The sequence below is a fragment of the Vibrio sp. Vb1127 genome (genome assembly GCF_033338735.1).
Classification (GTDB): Bacteria; Pseudomonadota; Gammaproteobacteria; order Enterobacterales; family Vibrionaceae; genus Vibrio; species Vibrio alginolyticus.
Genome location: NZ_JAWOTF010000007.1, coordinates 184,067 through 202,969 on the forward strand (window position 1 = coordinate 184,067; position 18,903 = coordinate 202,969).

The 18,903-nt window shown below is 44.2% G+C and carries 15 protein-coding genes; 10 read left to right on the top strand and 5 right to left on the bottom strand.

Features of this window, described 5'->3' with window-relative positions; all coding sequences use genetic code 11:
* Positions 1-60: 60 nt before the first annotated feature.
* From R7H07_RS12215 to R7H07_RS12225, 3 genes are all read left to right on the top strand, one after another.
* Positions 61-729 (top strand): response regulator transcription factor, encoded by a 669-nt coding sequence (locus tag R7H07_RS12215; protein WP_047101150.1) that lies wholly within the window; start codon positions 61-63, stop codon positions 727-729.
* Positions 701-1,942, top strand: a complete 1,242-nt coding sequence (locus R7H07_RS12220) for a sensor histidine kinase (RefSeq protein ID WP_206958909.1) — start codon at positions 701-703, stop codon at positions 1,940-1,942. The genes R7H07_RS12215 and R7H07_RS12220 overlap by 29 nt, the downstream gene beginning before the upstream one ends.
* Before the next feature lie 137 nt (positions 1,943-2,079).
* On the top strand, positions 2,080-3,009 hold the full coding sequence (locus tag R7H07_RS12225) for an SRPBCC family protein (RefSeq protein WP_017820241.1): 930 nt from the start codon (positions 2,080-2,082) through the stop codon (positions 3,007-3,009).
* 146 nt (positions 3,010-3,155) lie between these two features.
* Here the strand turns inward: R7H07_RS12225 and R7H07_RS12230 are convergent, their stop codons facing one another.
* From R7H07_RS12230 to R7H07_RS12250, 5 genes are all read right to left on the bottom strand, one after another.
* Positions 3,156-3,611, bottom strand: a complete 456-nt coding sequence (locus R7H07_RS12230; protein ID WP_025767689.1) for a hypothetical protein — start codon at positions 3,609-3,611, stop codon at positions 3,156-3,158.
* A 12-nt stretch (positions 3,612-3,623) separates the two neighbouring features.
* Positions 3,624-5,402 carry a S8 family peptidase gene (locus tag R7H07_RS12235; protein WP_054579021.1) on the bottom strand — a complete coding sequence of 593 codons (1,779 nt, stop codon included), beginning with the start codon at positions 5,400-5,402 and terminating at the stop codon, positions 3,624-3,626.
* Between the two features lie 249 nt (positions 5,403-5,651).
* Positions 5,652-5,993, bottom strand: a complete 342-nt coding sequence (locus R7H07_RS12240; RefSeq protein WP_017820239.1) for a hypothetical protein — start codon at positions 5,991-5,993, stop codon at positions 5,652-5,654.
* A gap of 10 nt (positions 5,994-6,003) precedes the next feature.
* The gene (locus tag R7H07_RS12245; RefSeq protein WP_005387588.1) at positions 6,004-7,917 is read right to left on the bottom strand and encodes a tetratricopeptide repeat-containing diguanylate cyclase; all 1,914 of its coding nucleotides are present in this window, start codon (positions 7,915-7,917) and stop codon (positions 6,004-6,006) included.
* 610 nt (positions 7,918-8,527) lie between these two features.
* Entirely contained in the window at positions 8,528-9,784 is a 1,257-nt protein-coding gene (locus R7H07_RS12250) for an aromatic amino acid transport family protein (RefSeq protein WP_206958908.1), read from the bottom strand.
* 379 nt (positions 9,785-10,163) lie between these two features.
* Here R7H07_RS12250 and R7H07_RS12255 point away from each other — a divergent pair, with 379 nt between their 5' ends.
* From R7H07_RS12255 to R7H07_RS12285, 7 genes are all read left to right on the top strand, one after another.
* Positions 10,164-10,598, top strand: coding sequence for a GNAT family N-acetyltransferase (locus R7H07_RS12255; protein ID WP_031781129.1), 435 nt, complete (start codon positions 10,164-10,166; stop codon positions 10,596-10,598).
* Between the two features lie 292 nt (positions 10,599-10,890).
* Positions 10,891-13,554 (top strand): nitrate reductase, encoded by a 2,664-nt coding sequence (locus R7H07_RS12260; RefSeq protein ID WP_206958906.1) that lies wholly within the window; start codon positions 10,891-10,893, stop codon positions 13,552-13,554.
* 20 nt (positions 13,555-13,574) lie between these two features.
* Complete coding sequence (gene cobA, locus R7H07_RS12265; protein ID WP_206958903.1) at positions 13,575-14,480, top strand: uroporphyrinogen-III C-methyltransferase; 906 nt, start codon at positions 13,575-13,577, stop codon at positions 14,478-14,480.
* Positions 14,477-15,430, top strand: a complete 954-nt coding sequence (locus R7H07_RS12270) for a glycosyl transferase family protein (RefSeq protein WP_206958901.1) — start codon at positions 14,477-14,479, stop codon at positions 15,428-15,430. Before cobA ends, R7H07_RS12270 begins: the two co-directional genes overlap by 4 nt.
* A gap of 258 nt (positions 15,431-15,688) precedes the next feature.
* Positions 15,689-16,606 (top strand): dienelactone hydrolase family protein, encoded by a 918-nt coding sequence (locus R7H07_RS12275; protein ID WP_206958899.1) that lies wholly within the window; start codon positions 15,689-15,691, stop codon positions 16,604-16,606.
* Between the two features lie 74 nt (positions 16,607-16,680).
* Positions 16,681-17,262 carry an ANTAR domain-containing response regulator gene (locus R7H07_RS12280; RefSeq protein ID WP_206958897.1) on the top strand — a complete coding sequence of 194 codons (582 nt, stop codon included), beginning with the start codon at positions 16,681-16,683 and terminating at the stop codon, positions 17,260-17,262.
* A 265-nt stretch (positions 17,263-17,527) separates the two neighbouring features.
* Positions 17,528-18,892: a CmpA/NrtA family ABC transporter substrate-binding protein gene (locus R7H07_RS12285; protein ID WP_005387573.1), complete on the top strand. Its 1,365-nt coding sequence runs from the start codon at positions 17,528-17,530 to the stop codon at positions 18,890-18,892.
* Positions 18,893-18,903: the final 11 nt, after the last annotated feature.

Below are 18,903 nucleotides of genomic sequence, written 5' to 3' on the forward strand. Positions count from 1 at the left end.
AGGAAATTGCCTGTATCTTATTGGGCATATCGTGAAGAGATCGTGAAGAAATTTGATTTTATGAAAATTTTAATTGTAGATGACAACCATAACGTCTCGGAGACGATTGCAGACTATCTTGAGCTCGAAGGCATGATTATCGATTGTGCGTTTCATGGAGAGGCTGCGATTAAGTTAATCGAGGAAAATCATTACGATGTAATCATCATGGATATCATGATGCCGAAGCTCGATGGCATCAGTACGGTACAGAAGCTTCGACAAGATAAGTTATGTGGAACGCCAATTCTCTTCCTAACGGCAAAAGATACGCTAGATGACAAAATCGCGGCTTTTAAAGCGGGGGGAGATGATTATTTAATGAAGCCATTTGCGATGGAAGAGCTCAGTTTGCGTGTTCATGCTTTGGCTAATCGTGGTCCAAGACAAGATATCGGAACGCTCAAATTTGCAGATATTTGTTTAGATGCGCGTACAGGAAAAGTAACGAGAAAAAACAAAGAAATTAAGCTGAGTCGAATTCAAACTAAAATTTTAAAATTGCTCCTCCAACGTGCTCCAGCAGCGGTCTCGCGCGCAGAAGTGATCGATAGTGTGTGGGGAGACGAACCACCTGGAAGTGATGCACTTCGTAGCCATATTTACGGTTTAAGAACCGCGCTAGACAAAGGTTTTGAAGAATCACGATTAGAGACTATTCATGGACAAGGTTACCGACTTAAAGCATAACGAATATCCAAGCATTTATCGCAAGATCCGTTGGGGTTTTGGGGTCATGACGTTTGTGATGTTTACTCTTTTTTGGTCGCTGATTTATGTGGCAGAAAACAAACTGGAAGTGCTGAGTTTACATCACTGGCTAGATACTGAAGCTGCGCTTTATAGTGAGAATTTCGAGAAACAGGGCTGGGATGCGCCATTGCCAAACGTATTGGAATTCAACTCATATTGGAGTGAAGCACCGACACCCGATTGGTTGCTCTCTTTTACTTCACCTGGTTTTTACGAATATCTGCTTGGTGAAGAAGACAAACACTTTGTTGTATTGAACCATCCCTCAGGGAAGGGGCTTATGTACATTGTGTTTCAAGATGACTCAGATGATTACTTGGACGAATACGAAAGCTCGCTGCATCAGTTTACGCTACTGCTCGGTGGCTTATTTTCATTTGTTATGGTCGGGTATGGCATTTATATGGTGCGAATATTGTCTCGACCACTAGCGCAAATCGAAGAAAAAATTAGCCAAATGTCACCGGATCAACCCGCTTTCCAAGTTGAAACTAAGTTCAGCGAAACACGCCAGATAGAGCAGACTTTGCTGGATAATAAGAACGATATCGCGGGCTATTTCAAACGAGAACAAGAATTTAGCCGTTTTGCATCGCATGAGTTGAGAACGCCAATCATGGTGATTAAAGGCTCAACAGACATTCTGACGCGTATTCCTGATCAACCTCGAGTTGCGCAAAAAGCCATCACGAGGATGCAGTCAGCTTGTGACGAGATGCGTGTACTGACAGAAGCGTTTCTCTTACTTGGTAAAGAGAAAATAGAGCCTCAGCATTACGGAGAGCATCAGCTTCTCACTTGTTTACAAAAACAGTTGGAAGAGCTAGCGCCTTTATTTGCCAAGCAAGATTCGAACTACGCTTTGCACGAACAACATAGTGGTGTCGTGAATGCACCGGAGAGTTTTGTGACCATTGTAATCAACAATCTGATTAAAAACGCTTTTAGCTATAGTGTGGGAGATATTGAAATTGAGTTGAAAGGTCATGCGCTTAAGATCCTAAACCGTCACGATGGCAACGAGACGTACAACGCTGGTTATGGTTGTGGGCTTGTTATCGTACAACGAATATGTGAACGGATGGGGTGGGCGTTAGTACTGGACGATGATGGTGTTCGATTTAGTGCAAAAGTGGAGTTCTGCTCTTAGCTTTGCGCGTATTGATTCAAGTGAGAATTAACGTTCTGGATTTTTCTTGTCGTACGCATCTAACCCGTAGTCAAACAAGAAAAAACTGGAATTTGAATTAGACTGAAGTTAGTGAAGCGGAAACTCGAGGAACCGTTATGCTCTCTTATCAGGTCAGCCGAAGTATTGAAATTAATAAGAATCAAAGTGAAATTATTGGCTATCTCAAGAACTTCAATAACTGGCCCAGCTGGTCACCATGGATCATTCTTGAACCAAGCTGCGAGCTGACATTCAGTGATAATCAGGGCCACGTTGGAGCTGGTTATCAATGGAATGGTCAGCGTATTGGGACTGGCGCGATTGTACTGGAAAGTACTCAAGAGCATCGATTAGATATGGAGCTACATTTCTTTCGCCCAATCAAGAGCCATGGAAAGGTGACTCTAATCGTGACGCCGTCACAAAATGGCTGTTTAGTCGAATGGCAAATGCAATCTCGCGTCCCTTGGTATCTGTTCTTTCTGAAAAGTATGTTTAAGTCGATGATAGAGATGGATTATCAACGTGGGTTACGCATGCTCAAAAGTAAGCTTGAAACCGGAAGAGTGCATTCAGACTTAGTCGAAATAGGTAACCGAACGTTGCCTCAAATTCATTACATTGGGATCAAGGGTGTGGCTAGCTTGCAGGAATTAGGTTCGGTAATTGAGAAGCATGTTCAGCAACTAGAACAGTTAATTAGTGACGAAACCCTATCCGTGAATGGTGAATTGTTTTGTTATTACCAGTCGATGGATATGCAGAAAGGTACATTCGAGTTTATCACTTGCTTTCCTCTTCATAACTCAGTACCAGCGCCTCAAGGGGCGGTTACCGGTACCATTCCTGAGAGTGAAACATTTGTCGTTGAACACCGAGGTGAATATCAGTTTTTGGGAAATGCATGGGCTTTAGCGATGAACTTGGTTCGTCAGAGTGGTATGAAAGTCAAAACCAGTCCTTTAGGAATCGAACGCTATCTGAATAGCCCGAAGGAAACCACGGAAGAAGAGCTAAGAACGGAAATTATTTTGTTTAAGAAATGACAGGCGCAGGCGAGTAGGGTGTTTAGGTATCATACTGGTTATGCGAAATGTTATTAAAGAATAATAGCCTATCTGTTCCTACCCATAAAAATGCCTCAGCAATCGCTGAGGCATGGTTTTACAGGCCAACTTCTCTTGTTAGAGAATTATTGTGCACGGTATTTACCGCTGTTTAGTTCTATTTTAGACGCTTTTACCCGGCTGTCTGCGTTTAGGTAGTCGCTAATACTTAGCAGATCTTGATCTTGAGATGCTTTTAACACCGCTGATTCCCCCTCTGCGAAGATAACTTCTAATTTTAACTCTTTGGCGACTGCTTTCGCTTCGTTAGGATTGTTTACGGTGATGTAAACCAGTCCAGTGGCTTTGGATACGTTACTAAACGCATTCTTAAACACCTCATCACCCGCTTGAAGTTTTACGTCTTCAGATAGGGTTCTAACAGTGCCAGTTTGCACTTTTCGATAGTCTTGGCCATTAATCTCAACCGCTTCTGATGGCACAAACAGTTCTGGTGCAGGCTGTTGAGAGAGCTGTTGCTCAGCGTATACACTCGACGTCATGATAACGAGAGCCAGCATAGAAAATGATTTGTATTTCATGTTATTGACTCCTTAGTGTCCAAATATGCGCATCGACCAGTTCTTAATAACACCGGGCTGAGCGTTGTTTGCCATCGGAACGTCATAGATGGTGGAAGAGTTGAAATATGCAATGTAAGAATAGACTTCATCGCCGTTCGTATCTATTGCTCGCAACGTCCATTCGCCTTTTGCATCTTCGCCATAAAATTGGTTAGACAACATTAATTGATCTTTGTAGCCAGTAATCGATGAATCAAGAGATTGACCAACAAGACCATTGCGCGGTGTTTGCAAAACGGAACGAGTCCCTGATGGCGAAATGAGCTCGATAGCTAAGTCGGGCAGACGAGCGTGGTCCAGTGTCAATGTCACTTGAACGGATTCTACTGTCAGCTCATCGGCAATGGCGATACTTGAAGAACCACCAACTAGACTTGCATCGGGTACACTTACTTCTGTAGCGTTATTAACCCATGGCGTAATGACTTGAGTTGGCAAAACACGATTCGTCATGCGAGCACGTTGCATCGCTTCATCTAAATCTACAGCGCCGAAGCCATAAAAAGTATGGAAATCTACGCCTGCTGCGTTTTTCTGCCAAGGGGCAATAGCCTCGTAGCTAACCTGTTCACCTTTATGGTTAGTAAATTCAAGCTGTACGCCTGGATGCGCTTTATCCGTTACTTTTGCTGTTTCCGCTAGTAAAGCACGTACATCACGAGCAGAAAGTGCGTGGTTGGTTGACATGATTGCCGCGATGGCACCCGATGTGTTTGGCGCAGCCGATGAGGTTCCGTTCATCGTACTGGTATAGTTACAGTTCGGATCGAGCTCCGTTCCGCCGTGTAACCCATTAATGCCAAGGCCATCACTGGTATTTTGCCCTTCTTCACAACCCATTAAATCAGTGGTGACCATAGCAGGGAAATCTTGCCCATATTCACCTGCTGGTGCTGCAACCCACACGTTCGACCCCACCGATGAGTAACTCGCTCTCGTACCATCCGCTCGCAATGCACTAGTGACTAGATTGAAGTAATTGGCGTTATCATAAGACTGAGCAGAGTTGTGCATCGGTAAGCCTTGATTGTCTCCACCAGCAAAGAAGTTACTTGGCAATACGAAGAATCGCCCTGCATTGAAATAACGGTAACCATTACCTGCTGACTTTACAAATACAGCACCTCGACCCCATGCGTTACTCTCGCTGACGTTTTTCATCACGTCCATTTCAAGTTTTAGCTGAGGGTCGCTTTCATCAAAAGTAATCGGGTTTATAGGGCTGAAACCGTAACTTTGGTTAAATACGCGAACATCGCGTGTTGCTGGGTCCATGCCATGGGAGATTAACCAGCCTTCTAATGTCTGGTTGGCTAACCAGTTAAAACCGATGAGGGAAGAGTGATAAGCGACACCGCGTCCGCCTTCACCGTTGTTGCCGACGGCGCTAATCAAACCGGCTACAGCAGTGCCATGACCATTAGTATCAACCGGATAACTTGGTGGGAATGAAGAGTCTTCGACGAAGTTTCTGCTACCTGTAACTATATTACCTGCAAGGTCGGGGTGATCGATCTGCACTCCAGAATCAATAACAGCAACTTTCACACCAACACCTGCAATCCCCATTGCCTGAGTGAGCTTAGTGTTTAAGTCGTTCCCAGCAACAGCAGGATTAGCCGCAAACGCAGTTTGCCCCGTGTTGTCTAAGTGCCATTGTTCAGAATAGAGTGGATCAAACGCCGAGACGGCAGGTGCAATGCCTACTGCCAACATAGCGGCAAATAGGCGATTAATGCGTATTTCCATTTTTGACCTCATGTCTTTGTTTGGAATTTTTTAGTTCCTGTTTCATATTCCGCTAACAGGAACAAACAAAGCTAACGACAAAGAATAAGGACGAAAACCATTTACAACTTGTTTACATTAAAAGTTCGATGGACAACATAAGTCTTTGTTAATTTACTGAAACTATGAAGTTTTTATATGTCGCATCGAACATGCATGAAAAGTGAAAAGCAGAAAATACGAGTGTACCGTCTGCTTCAAGAGGGGGGGTTATTTAGTTGGAGCGGGTTGAATAGTTGCCATTGGTTTCTTAGGTTCGGCTTTTTCCTTAGGCAGCACGTTATCAATCCACTTTTTAATGTACAACTTATCGAATTCTTTATCACACCACTTTTTGTTTAATCCACGTCGATTGAACTCAGCACCAATCGCCACTTTGGTTTGGTTAGTTGCACGGTTGTAGTAGAGAGTTTCACATAGTTGAGTGTTACTCATTTGCTGGGCATATACGTTGACACTGCTGCTGCGCATTCCCAGTTGAGATGCTTGCTGATTACTACACGCCATAAGAAATAGAGGCGCAAAAGTAATAATGATTAGATTTTTTTTCATGTGTGCTTTTTTATGATGTAGGGTGAATGACGAACTGGTTTCTACCAGCTTGCTTCGCATCATACAAAGCTTGGTCTGCCAAGAAAAACCATTGATCCCATTCTTGTTTAATTATTTGTGCCGACAGTTTGTCCACTGCTCCAAGGGAAATTGTCGCGTTTAATGGTTTAGAGTCAACCACCAATGGCGTGTTTTCAACAGTATATCTCAATCGCTCCAAAAACTTAGCGCAATCTTCAGCTCGCTGTACTTCGAATAATAGGACAAACTCTTCTCCACCCCAACGAATGAGTAGGTCACCAGAGCGAGTGGATTCATTAAATAGCGTGGCAATATGAGTCAGCATTTTATCGCCAATATCGTGTCCATATTGATCATTAAAGGTTTTAAAATGATCAACATCTAAAACTGCTAAGGCAAATGTTCTATCTGGGCTTCTACGAGCCATTTTGTCCAGCCAAATGTGAAGATAGCGACGGTTATGCAGTTGAGTTAACGGATCGGTAGTATTTTCTTGAGTGAGTGCTTTATTAATACGTCTAACGCGCAGTACGTAACGAAAACCAACGACACCAATTGCCGTAATAGCGATAAAGTAGAACATTTCTCGATAGCGCTGCGAACGCAGTTCAGACGCTTGTAGCGCATTTTTTGTTTCTAGCAATTTGAGTTCTTTCTGGGCTAACTTAGCTTCGAGATCAAACTTAATGTTAATCATCTCTTCACCATGAATATGATGAGAAAACTCAGCCTCCAGCTCTCTTAATTGGGTTAAATAATGAAAAGCGGCTTCATAGTCATTAAGAATTTGATGAGCGTTTACCAGTACCGAAAGCATATCAATACGCTGCCGCAGCTCTAATTCACTGGTTGACTTGGTTTGTTCTAGAACGTTAAGCGCTGTTGTAATAGCTTTATCGTATTGTTTGTTTGCGAGGTAAGCCTCTGCAAATGCCTCGTAACAAGACGTTTTTAGCATTTCTAGATTTTTTGGAATGGGCAGGTCTACGCAACGTTGTGCGACCATTAATGCATCATCAATTTTTCCTACCGAGCTCAACATTTGTGAAAAGCTGGATAAAGAGTGGTGCTTGACTGTGTCAGACCCCGTTTGCATTGAAAGTCGAATGGCTTCATTGAAATAATATTCCGCTTTTTTGTTATCTCCGAGGCTCGAGTGAACGATGCTAAGGTTTGCGTAGATAACCCCCATAAAAAAGCTATTATCGTATTGATATTCGCTCTCTAGGTAAGTGTCGAGAGCTTGCGTTAGGTAACTGTTGGCCCGAGCCCAATCTGATGCGTCGATGTAGACCGTCCCAATGTTGTTCAGTGTCATCGCGACTTGTATTTCAAATACTGTTTTTTCTAATAACTCATAGGCATTGCGATAATATTTTAGGCCACTGCGTAGTTGATTTCGAGATACTTCTAGATTGCCTAACCAGCGGTAAGCACGGCCTTCTAATGCTAGATAACCAAGATCACGGGCTGTAGAAACAACGTCATGGAGTAACAATTCTGCGTTCCAGTTATCGTCTTGCTCAATCATTGTTACAGCCTTATTGAGCTGTGCTTCAGCGACGACCCATTCCAAATGGTGCTTTTTACCGAATTCGATTAAATCGGGCATATCTTTCGGTAATGGAACGCCTTCGTAACGCTTAAGGTACTTTCGTGCAAAGTAATACAGAGCAAGAGACTCCGCTGATGCATTCTGTGGCGCATTTAACTCATCTTTTTGAATTGATCGCGGCTTACCCATCGAGCGAAAGTAGAGTTTTAACATGGGCTTGCTTTCTGCTGAAATGTGTTCTTCCAGATAAGCTTGCTTTTCGGTACTCGCCAGTACGTTGGTGGGATGCAAGAAAAGTCCAAGTGCAGTACAAAGTGCGCAAGCCAGTTTTTTAATTGAGAAGTGCATGAGCGTATTAATAAAATGTGATCTCTTAACCGAATACCAGTTAAGTCTACCATTTCTTGTTGGTTAAGTGCGGATGGATTCCCAGTGGCAAAGTGTTTTGGGAGTGAGATACGAGAAGGATCTCTATAATATTATGATTTATAAAACAAAATCTATTGAAAACTTATGCAATGATTAGGCGATGGTATAGATAAGGTAACGATGACAGGTAGGCGAGCATATTCGGTGGACTCAATCTAATGATTTAAGCCGCGGATTCATCGCTCAAAATCAGGGCGAAGTGTAAAAAATTACGTTTCTGTCATAAATATTTAATGTTTGTATGGGTTGTTAAAAAACTGGATATTAGACATAGTGTTATTAAGCCAATAAAAAATGGCTTTTATAATAAATAGGAGATTAACTATGCATAATGAAATGATTCAACCTTCGCACTTCGGCATTATCGGCCGTACCTGCATCGCTTCAGTACTTATGATTGCGGGTGTTTTCGCTCTTATTTAAGAGTCAAGGGTAACGATGATTACCTTTTAAAGAGTAAGAAAATTCAGGGAATCACCTTAACCTTGTGTAAGGTATTCCCCTGAAAATCCAAGCTAGTCTTTAGTTATTAGCTGAAGAAGCTAAAAATCAATGCACTTACCGCCACAATGCCTGCTGCTAGAACAAAGTAAGTAGAGACATTTCCTCGATATTGTTTCATCGCCTCGATTTTATACACCGCTAACATTGGCATAATAAATAAGATCATTGCAATAACAGGCCCTGACAATGCTTCCATCATACCAAGAATACTTGGGTTCATGATCGCGGCCGCCCAGATTGAGAAGAACAGTGCTGCCACGCTGATACGATCAACACGCTTCTCAGATAGGTTAAAATGCTTGTTAATTAAACCATTTAAGCTTTCACGCGCACCTAAAAAATGCCCAAGGAAAGATGAAGTGATAGCAACAAACGCTACTAAAGGACCAAGTGTTGCAATAAATGGATTATCGGTTGCGTTCGCTAAGTAAGACAATACGGATACGTTTTGTTCTTTTGCTTGAGCCAATTGTTCAGGTGACAGTGTTAGTACACAGGAAAATACAAAAATAAGAACAAAGGCAATCAGCATAATGCTAGTGCGACGAAGAATAACTTCGGATTTGGCATCTGCCTGCTTACCGTAATGGCGACGTTGTACATTTGCAAAGCTTGAAATTGCAGCTGCGTGACTAAACGAGAAAATCACTACAGGAACTGCTAACCACATAGTGCTAGCAAAAGCTGACGCTTCTGGCACATCCATGACAGGCATGGTCCAGTTCGGTATTAAGTAAAATGATAGAAAGGCAAGAATGACAACAAGTGGGAACACCATGATGGCAAAGGCCCGTAGCATTACTTTTTCACCCGCCATCATAATAGCAATTAGTGCAAACACTAGTACGCCAGAAAGCAAAGGTCTAGGTAAAGAAGCCATATCAGCCTGATTTACCATGAAGCTATCTACTGTGTTTGTTATTCCAACCCCATATATCAACAGGATCGGGAAGATCGAAAGAAAATACAGCAGTGAAATAGAACGACCTGCTTTTGCGCCGAAGTGCTCTTCCACTACATCAGTGAAGTCTGCGTTTTTGATCTTAGAAGATAGTACAAAACGAGCTAAGCCACGGTGCGCAAGATAGGTCATTGGAAAAGCAAGTACTGCCATCGCGACTAAAGGCCAAAAACCACCAATCCCAAGGTTAATTGGCAGAAACAGGATGCCTGCGCCAACGGCTGTTCCAAATAGGCTAAGAACCCAATGTGTATCATGTTTTGACCAAGCTGTGGTTGTGTTTATTTCACTAGGATTTAAGGCATTTCGAGATTCTTTCACTTTAAAACTCGCTTTTATAAAAATAATAATGCTGAAAATGGTAAAGGTTTTAGTGTTTATTATCACACGCGAAGCTTGGTGAATAATGCTGTGAATTTGGGGTGGTTGTAAATTATCCAACTATGAATTTTTCAATAAACCAGAATAAAGTTCTTAAATGTAATGCATTTAATGGTTATATGTATTGAAATTTTCATCTTGTGTGGTTTTTGATTTTGCGGTTAAAACTTAATCACGGATGTATGTTCTAAGTGAGTTAGGCCTAATTTTCAGGAAGAATATTACATTTCTTAAGCACTTAATTGAGATGTTTGTGTCCCGTCATTTAGATGAGATTTAGGTATACTGCTGCCATTCATGTTAAAGAAGGAGTCATTGAATGGACATCTTGTCTGCGCAAAAAGAGGACTTATTTGCCATATATAAGCTCGAAAATACTTTATTTGGAGAACACGCCTATCCTCAATTTTTCTTTCGGCAAGCTTTTGATTGTTGGGGAGAGAGTTTACTGGTAGCAAAAGAGGGAGAGCAGGTCGCAGGGTATATATTGCTAACGACTAGCACAAATGCACATCAATATTGGATCATGTCATTGGCCGTCGATATTCAACATAGAGGTAAAGGTATTGCGCGTTCCCTCCTAGAAAACGTTATTGCGCCGTTGAAGTTAGGCTCAAGCGTGAAATTGACTGTCGATCCTAAGAACCAACCTGCATTGTCTTTATACCTCTCCCTTGGCTTTAAAACGTTAGAAGAAGAAGCGCATTATTTTGGTGACGAAGAATCCAGGTTAGTCATGGAATTAGTAAAGTAATTCTGCACGATAATGACCGAAATTTGCACACAATCAGTGCGTAGCATTACGTTGCTATAATTGGTTTTAAGCTAACCTTTTGTATAGTAAAGGTTTTTAATCTTGGCACCTCACTTGCTTTACATAAACGTTCATCGATAACTCGATGCGCCGCTCTCAATAGCAGGCGAGAGCGGTATAGGGTATTACTTTTTGAAAATGTACTAACAGCGTTAAAGGCATTGCTGCCTCTCTCGATTCGGGAGAGGCTTTTTTTTGCTAGTAAGTTGGGCTGAATCGCACTGGAGGTGTTATGTCGCAAGGATGCAAAAAAACCACTTGTCCCTATTGTGGTGTTGGATGTGGTGTCGAGGTCAATGCGAAAGGAATCGTTGGGGATGCGTGTCATCCTGCAAATGCGGGCTCACTGTGCGTAAAGGGTGTCGCGTTGGCAGAGAGCTTGAATATGCCTTCGCGCTTGCTGTATCCAAAGCTTGTCACCAAGCAGCGACCTCAAGGGCAAGAAGTGCAATGGCAACAAGCCACGGATCTGATTGCAGAAAAGATTCATCAAGCGAAAGCAGAGTTTGGACCGGAATCCGTCGCGATGTACGTGTCAGGCCAGTTGTTGACGGAAGACTACTATGTCGCCAACAAACTCATGAAAGGCTATGTTGGCAGCGCAAACATCGATACGAACTCGCGTTTGTGTATGTCTTCGGCGGTTGCGGCTCATGTACGAGCATTTGGTGAAGATGTCGTTCCCGTCAATTACGACGATATTGATAAGACTGAGCTATTGATCATTTGCGGTGCTAATACCGCTTGGACGCACCCTGTTTTATTCCGACGTATTCAACAAGCGAGAGAAAACAATCCTAACCTCAAGCTGGTGGTCATTGACCCGCGTGAAACGGTCACCGCACAGCAAGCGGATTTGCATCTACCGATTAAAAACGATGGTGATGTGTCACTCTTCAATGGGCTGCTCAAGTTTCTTATTGAACAGCAATGCATTGATTCTGAATACATAAATTCTTATACCGACGGGTTTGATGCGCTTGCAGAAGAAGCTTCTGATTTACGTTACAGTGTCGCTAATCTAACGTCTTCCATTGGCATTTCAGAGGAAAAACTCACGACATTCTTCCAATGGTTTGCGCAAAGCCTAACCGCAATCACGCTGTTTTGCCAAGGGGTTAACCAAGCCGAAAATGGTGTCGATAAAGGCAATGCCATTATTAATGCACATTTGGCGACAGGTAAAATTGCTAAGTCAGGTTGCGGGCCATTTTCTATTACAGGTCAACCGAATGCGATGGGTGGACGAGAAGTGGGTGGTTTGGCAAATCAATTAGCGGTTCATCGTGCTTTTGACGCAGAGTCTATCAAGCAAGTGCAGGCGTTCTGGGATTCACCAGAAATTGCCACTCAGCCCGGTTTAAAAGCCGTTGAACTGTTTGAGGCGGTAGAACGTGGTGAGATTAAAGTTCTGTGGATCATGGCAACCAATCCTGTTGTCTCTTTGCCAGATAACCAATTGGTAAAACGAGCACTAGAGATTTGTCCGTTTGTGATTGTTTCCGATATCACAGCGGATTCGGATGTAGCGCATTACGCGGATCTGTTGCTGCCCGCCGCTGGTTGGGGTGAGAAGCAAGGCATGGTAACTAACTCTGAGCGTCGACTTTCTAGGCAGCGCCAGTTTCAAGCGCCTCCGGGTGAAGCAAAATCAGATTGGTCGGCGATAAGCCAAGTCGGGCAAGCTCTGTGTGCATTGGAAAAGACACAAAATGGTTTTGCGTTTACTTCAGAGCGGGCGGTATTCAGGGAATATGCGGCGATGACAGGCATGAATGCAGATTCGCCATTGAAGCTAGATCTTTCTCAACACTCGAACTTAACTGAGCAAGAATACGAAGAGTGGGTGCCGACACAATGGGGAGGAGAGCGTCCTTTTGCTGATGGCATCTATTCGCACCCAGATGGTAAAGCGCGTTTTGTCGTGACCAGTGAATCTCCAACGCGTTTAGAAAGAACAAAAGGCTGGTGGCTCAATACGGGTAGGCAACGCGACCAATGGCATACTATGACGCGCACAGGGCATATCGCACACCTTGCCGCCTCTGAGTTAGAACCAACCGTGTACATGAACACACTCTCTGCTACTCAAAATCGCTTAAAAGCAGGACAACTCACCAAGCTGTTCCAGCCTACTTCAAACACCAGTATTTATGCCAAAGTTGCCATTGATAAAGGTTTAGGTTTTCAGGAGCTGTTTATGTCAATGCACTGGGCGGGTCGATATGGCGGTGAAAGCAGCGTTAACGCGATAGTAAACAGCGCAAAAGACCCTATTTCCGGGCAGCCTGCATTTAAGTCGTCTTATGTTGAAGTGCAAGACGCAGCGGTCAAAACCTACGGTATGTTCATTGGTACACAGTTTGATTCCGGCAAGTTTCTCTACAGCGCATTTCAAGCAGAAAGCAATTTGGGCATTTGGCGCTTTGCACACGATAAGCGACCAAAGAAGCAGAGTTTTTGTCGAACGGAAAAGAGCCGCAGAATTACGATAGATATTGCCCAGGGTTGGCTCGCGGTGGATTACGACCTTGTTGGAGACGTTCGTATCATTCGCTCTGTTTTAGTGGTGTCTAGCGAACCGATTCAAACTGACTACACCAACTTTACTGGCTTGATTGGCAAGCCGATGGAGCTATCGCAACTGCTTACCATCACTCAATCGCAAAGCTCCGCCAAACTGGTTTGTAGTTGTTTCCGCGTCACCGATAAACAAATACATGACGCGATGGAGAAACAAGACTGCACTTCATTGACCCAACTTCAAAACAAACTCAAATGCGGCACTAACTGTGGCTCGTGCGTTTCTCAAATCAAACAAATGGTCGACAGCCATCAGCATCAAAAGGGCAAACAGCAAGCAAACCAGCAAAGTCTGGCTATTCAAATAAAGTAAGTCATAAAGAGGATAAGCACATGGAAGCGCCTTATCAAAAGTCTTGGTTTAAGAAAGGACAAGCGAGTCAGAAACAAGAACGCTCGTCTCGTTTTTCTAAGCATGACCAAGCAAGCAAACTGAACCAACTTTTAGAAGACCATTCAATAGACCTCGACGCGAACCACAAAGGTTTTGTCTCGATCGTCGGAGCAGGACCGCACGATCCAGACTTGCTAACCGTGAAGGCTGTGAAAGCGATTATGTCGGCAGAGGTTCTGCTGTACGACCGTTTGGTTAACAAAGATATTTTGGAGTTGGCTTCGCCACAAGCCGATTGGATTTACGTGGGTAAACGATGCGGACAACCTAGTATTGGTCAGGAAGAAATCTGTGATTTGATGGTGTCGCTCGCTCGACAAGGAAAGCGAGTTGTACGCTTAAAAGGGGGAGATCCATTCGTATTTGGCCGTGGAGGCGAAGAGGCCTTAGCACTCGTCAAACACTCAATTGCTTACGAAGTCATCCCCGGCATTACCGCTGCGATTGGGTGTTCTGCAAACAGCTTGATTCCGCTGACTCATCGTGGCGTTGCTCGTAGCGTTACCTTTGTGACGGGGCAAGTGGTAACAGGCGCATTTGAAGCGTGGAGCCAACTGATGCAAAGCGGACAAACGTTAGTCTTCTATATGGGGTTAGAAAAGTCATCGCAAATACAAACGGGTTTATTAGGTTCCGGTTTGAGAGCAGATTTCCCAGTCGCGATCATTACTCATGGTTGCAGCCCTCAGCAACAAGTGCACGTTACCCAACTCAATCAGCTCAATGATTTATCGATTACACTTAAAGGCGTGAGCCCAGCATTGATTGTGATGGGAGAAGTTGTCAAACTGCGCGAACAACTAATAGAAACCGTACAGTCAGTGACGGAATACGAGGGAATATGAGCAGCATTTTGGAATGTATTAGAACAGTCGGTCGTGGCGAACGTGGTAGAAAACCACTGAACTTTGACCAAGCGTTTCGAGTTATGGATGAATACCTAAACGGTGAGTGCGACGACGATCAGATGGCAATGCTATTGATGCTGATCCGTGTACAGAACGAAACTCAACAAGAAATCGCTGGCTTTGTGAAAGCATTCCAATCCCGCATGCCAGCTATTGGTGCAGACATTGACTGGCCATGTTATGCAGGCAAACGTGAAGCGGCAGGGCAGCCTTGGCACCTGTTGGCAGCGAAGATCCTCGCCGATAATGGTCATAAAGTGCTGATGCACGGCTATCACGACCGTCAATCTGGTCGTTTGCATGCGGAAGATTACCTCGATAAGTTTTCTATCAACAAAGCGGAATCAGCAGAAGACGCAAAGCGTGTGTTAGAAACACAAAACATTGTGTATCTGCCGTTGAGTTCGTTTGCACCCCAAGCAGAAACCATGATCGGTTGGAAGAATCGTTATGGGCTTAGAACGCCGATTAATACCGTGGTTCGAGCATTGAATCCGGGGCAGGCGACGGTTGGTATTCGTGGTAGCTTTCATCCCGGGTTCCAACAACTTCATGCTGAAGTCGAATTCGAGATTGGTCAAACCGCGCATGCCGTTGTTTCATTTAAAGGGCAATCTGGTGAGTCAGAATACAACCCGAAAGTAAGCCAAACCGTATGGTTAAGCCAAACAAGCGGTGTGACATCGCATTACTGGATGGAGCAAATGCTGTCTGAGGTGCCAATGCCTGCGAACTGCCCGTTTGGGACGTCAGAAGATGACATGAACCAAATGGCGAATACGGTTCTCGCTACCATGACAGTGGTCTTGTTTGCACAAATGCATGATCGAGAAAAAGCCTTTGAACGTGCCTTTAGTTATTGGCAGACGTACTGTCATTACGAGTAATTTTGAGTTGACTGGCTAAACCAAAGTATTGGTTTTAGACAAATCCACTCAAAACAAACAACGCAAAGTTGTTGAATCTGAATCCATTATCTATTGTTTGAAGAAGGTTAAAGATCCTAGCTCACCAGTGATGTGTTTCACCACCTTGCTCCGTATCAGAGAGGTGAAACTGCAGTTTTGACCTCAATTGCGTTCATTCTTTGCTTCGCTTTTGAGAATTAGAAATTCCCATATGGTAAGACACAGAGGACATGGATAATGGTTCTAAAGCATACCACTCCCACTAAAAAGGCTTCTCATCCTATCCCGCAAGAAGCCTTCGATTGGTACGATGAATACGCACACGGAAAGATCTCACGCCGCGAGTTCCTCAATCGACTCGGTGGGCTCGCAGTGCTGGGTTTTAGCATGACGGCACTGGTCGATGCGCTAACCCCGAATTACGCACTCGCAGAACAAGTTTCGTTTAACGATCCTGACATCAAAGCAACTTACGAAACCTTTCCATCTCCAAACGGGCATGGAGAAGGGCGCGGTTATTTGGTTATGCCACAGAAGAAGACCTTGAAATCGCCGACCGTGTTAGTTATTCATGAAAATCGCGGATTGAACCCTTATATCAAAGACGTGGCTAGGCGACTCGCCAAAGACGGTTTTATTGCTTTTGCTCCAGATGCGCTATACCCACTTGGTGGCTACCCGGGGAATGATGATGAGGGTCGCGCTATGCAGAAAGAGATGGACAGAGCCAAGATTGAACAAGACTTTATTGCAGCCGCTAACTTCCTCAAACAATACGAGGGTGGCAACGGTAAATTGGGCGCGGTCGGGTTCTGCTTCGGTGGATACATCGTCAATATGCTTGCAGCGGTAATGCCAGAAGAGCTTGATGCAGGTGTGCCTTTCTATGGAACACCTGCGGCGCAAGAGATCCAAAAGCAAGTCAAAGGACCGTTGATGATTCACTTTGCAGGGCTCGATAAGCGTGTTAACGACACATGGCCTGCTTATGAACAGCAATTGATTGCAACCGACGCACAGTATCAAGCGCTAATGTATGAGAACGTCAATCACGGTTTCCATAACGACTCAACAGCCCGCTATGCGCCAGAAGAAGCGGCGCACGCTTGGGAACGCACACTAGGATTCTTCCAACAACATCTCGCTTCCAGTTAATAACGCTTCAAGTTTAGTTGGCACAGTCCTTGTTATGTCTCTCTTAGTGAGTGAGATATAAACAAGGAATGTGCATGACTCAATCAACGTCAAAAACACCCATCATAGTATGCTGTGATAGCCTCCAAGAGCAGGCTCGATTATCGAGCTTATTGAGCAAAGATTACGACAACATCATGGGTTGCCAATTGGCACAACTAGAAACGCTTATGCAGCGAGAGCCGTCAGCAAGCGTTGTGGTTGGATGGCAGCAACCAACCGCAGAACTGCGTTTGATCGTCGATTTCTGCCGCAGAAAATCGGCACCACTTCTTATTGTCTTAAAGCAATTATCATCCAATGATATCAATCGTTTATCAGAAAAAATGGACTATGTGCTCATGCCGCACGATAGTGAGTTTGCGCTTCAGCCTTGGATTGAACATGCGACATTAGTGAGAGCGAAATTCGAAAGTATGCAATCGGAAATTGAATCGCTGACCCATAAGATCGAAGAGCGTAAGCTGGTGGAAAAAGCCAAAGGTCTGCTGATGAAGATGCACAGCGTTGATGAAGATCAGGCTTATAAAGCGCTTAGAAATTCAGCCATGCAATCGAGCCAAACGCTCGCACAAGTTGCCAAGAATTTGATAACTACTTTGGAGGTGCTTGATTAGTTGCTCTACCACTTTGGGGTTAGAGTGCATTTTCTAACGTGGTGCGTGTTGCACTATCAGCAAGCAATAATAGGGAATAGCAAACGGCAAGATATACTAATCTATTGTATTTACTGTGAAAAATAAGTTGGCACAGTAATTGGATTAGAAGAATTGGGTTTATTGTTGAATCGCTTATCTCAATTATCAACGGCGGTAATTGTAGACTTAGCAACGGCGCTACTGCTCTTCGGAGTAGTGGCGCTTTTTTTATGGGAGCAAACCAATGAAATGGAGTTCGATGCTGAAAGTGTCAGCAATTTCGTTATCGGTATTCACCACGGTCAGCGTAAAGGCAGAGTTAGGTGAGCCAGAAATTGAAGACCTGAAGTTTGGTTTTATTAAGTTAACCGATATGGCACCGCTGGCGGTTGCTTATGAGAAAGGCTTTTTTGAAGACGAAGGTTTGTACGTCACTTTAGAAGCGCAAGCAAACTGGAAGGTGCTTTTAGACCGAGTCATCGATGGTGAGCTTGCTGGCGCGCACATGCTTGCTGGTCAGCCATTGGGCGCAACGATTGGTGTCGGCACAAAAGCAGAAGTGATTACCGCGTTCAGTATGGATTTGAACGGCAACGCAATTACGGTTTCCAATGACACTTGGGAGCAGATGAAGCAGTACATTCCAAAGCAACCAGATGGCAAACCAGTTCACCCAATCAAAGCGGATGCGCTGAAGCCTGTGGTCGACAGCTATCTGGATAAAGGCAAACCGTTCAACATGGGCATGGTGTTCCCTGTATCGACACACAACTATGAGTTGCGATACTGGTTAGCGGCAGGTGGGATTCATCCAGGTTTTTATGCCCCAGAATCAGGCGATAACAGTGGCCAGTTGGATGCTGACGTTCTTTTGAGTGTTACACCGCCACCACAAATGCCAGCCACAATGGAAGCGGGCACGATCAAAGGGTACTGCGTAGGCGAACCATGGAACCAACAAGCCGTATTCAAAGGTATTGGTACGCCAGTTGTGACCGATTACGAGATCTGGAAGAACAACCCAGAGAAAGTGTTTGGTGTTTCCAAAGCTTGGGCTGAGAAGTATCCAAACACGCACATTCGCGTAGTGAAAGCCTTGATTCGAGCGGCACATTGGTTGGATGAAAACGACAATGCCAACCGCCAAGAAGCAGTGAAGATGCTATCAAAAAGCGAGTACGTCGGAGCCGATGCCGAAGTTATCGCCAACTCAATGACCGGCACATTTGAATACGAGAAAGGCGACAAACGAGACGTGCCAGATTTCAACGTGTTCTTCCGTCATAACGCCACTTATCCGTATTACAGCGATGCGATTTGGTACCTGACCCAAATGCGTCGCTGGGGACAGATCTCAAGCGAGAAATCCGATGATTGGTACATGGATGTCGCAAAAGAGGTTTACCGTCCGGACATTTACCAACAAGCGGCTCAAGCACTGATTGAAGATGGTGTGTTGAGCAAAAAAGACTTCCCGGATTTTAGTGCTGAAGATGGTTTCCGTGCGCCACAAACACACTTTATCGACAACATCGTTTATGACGGCCGTGAGCCAAATAAATATCTGGAGAAGTTCTCTATCGGGCTTAAAGGAAAAGACAAGGTTTAACCATAACGATA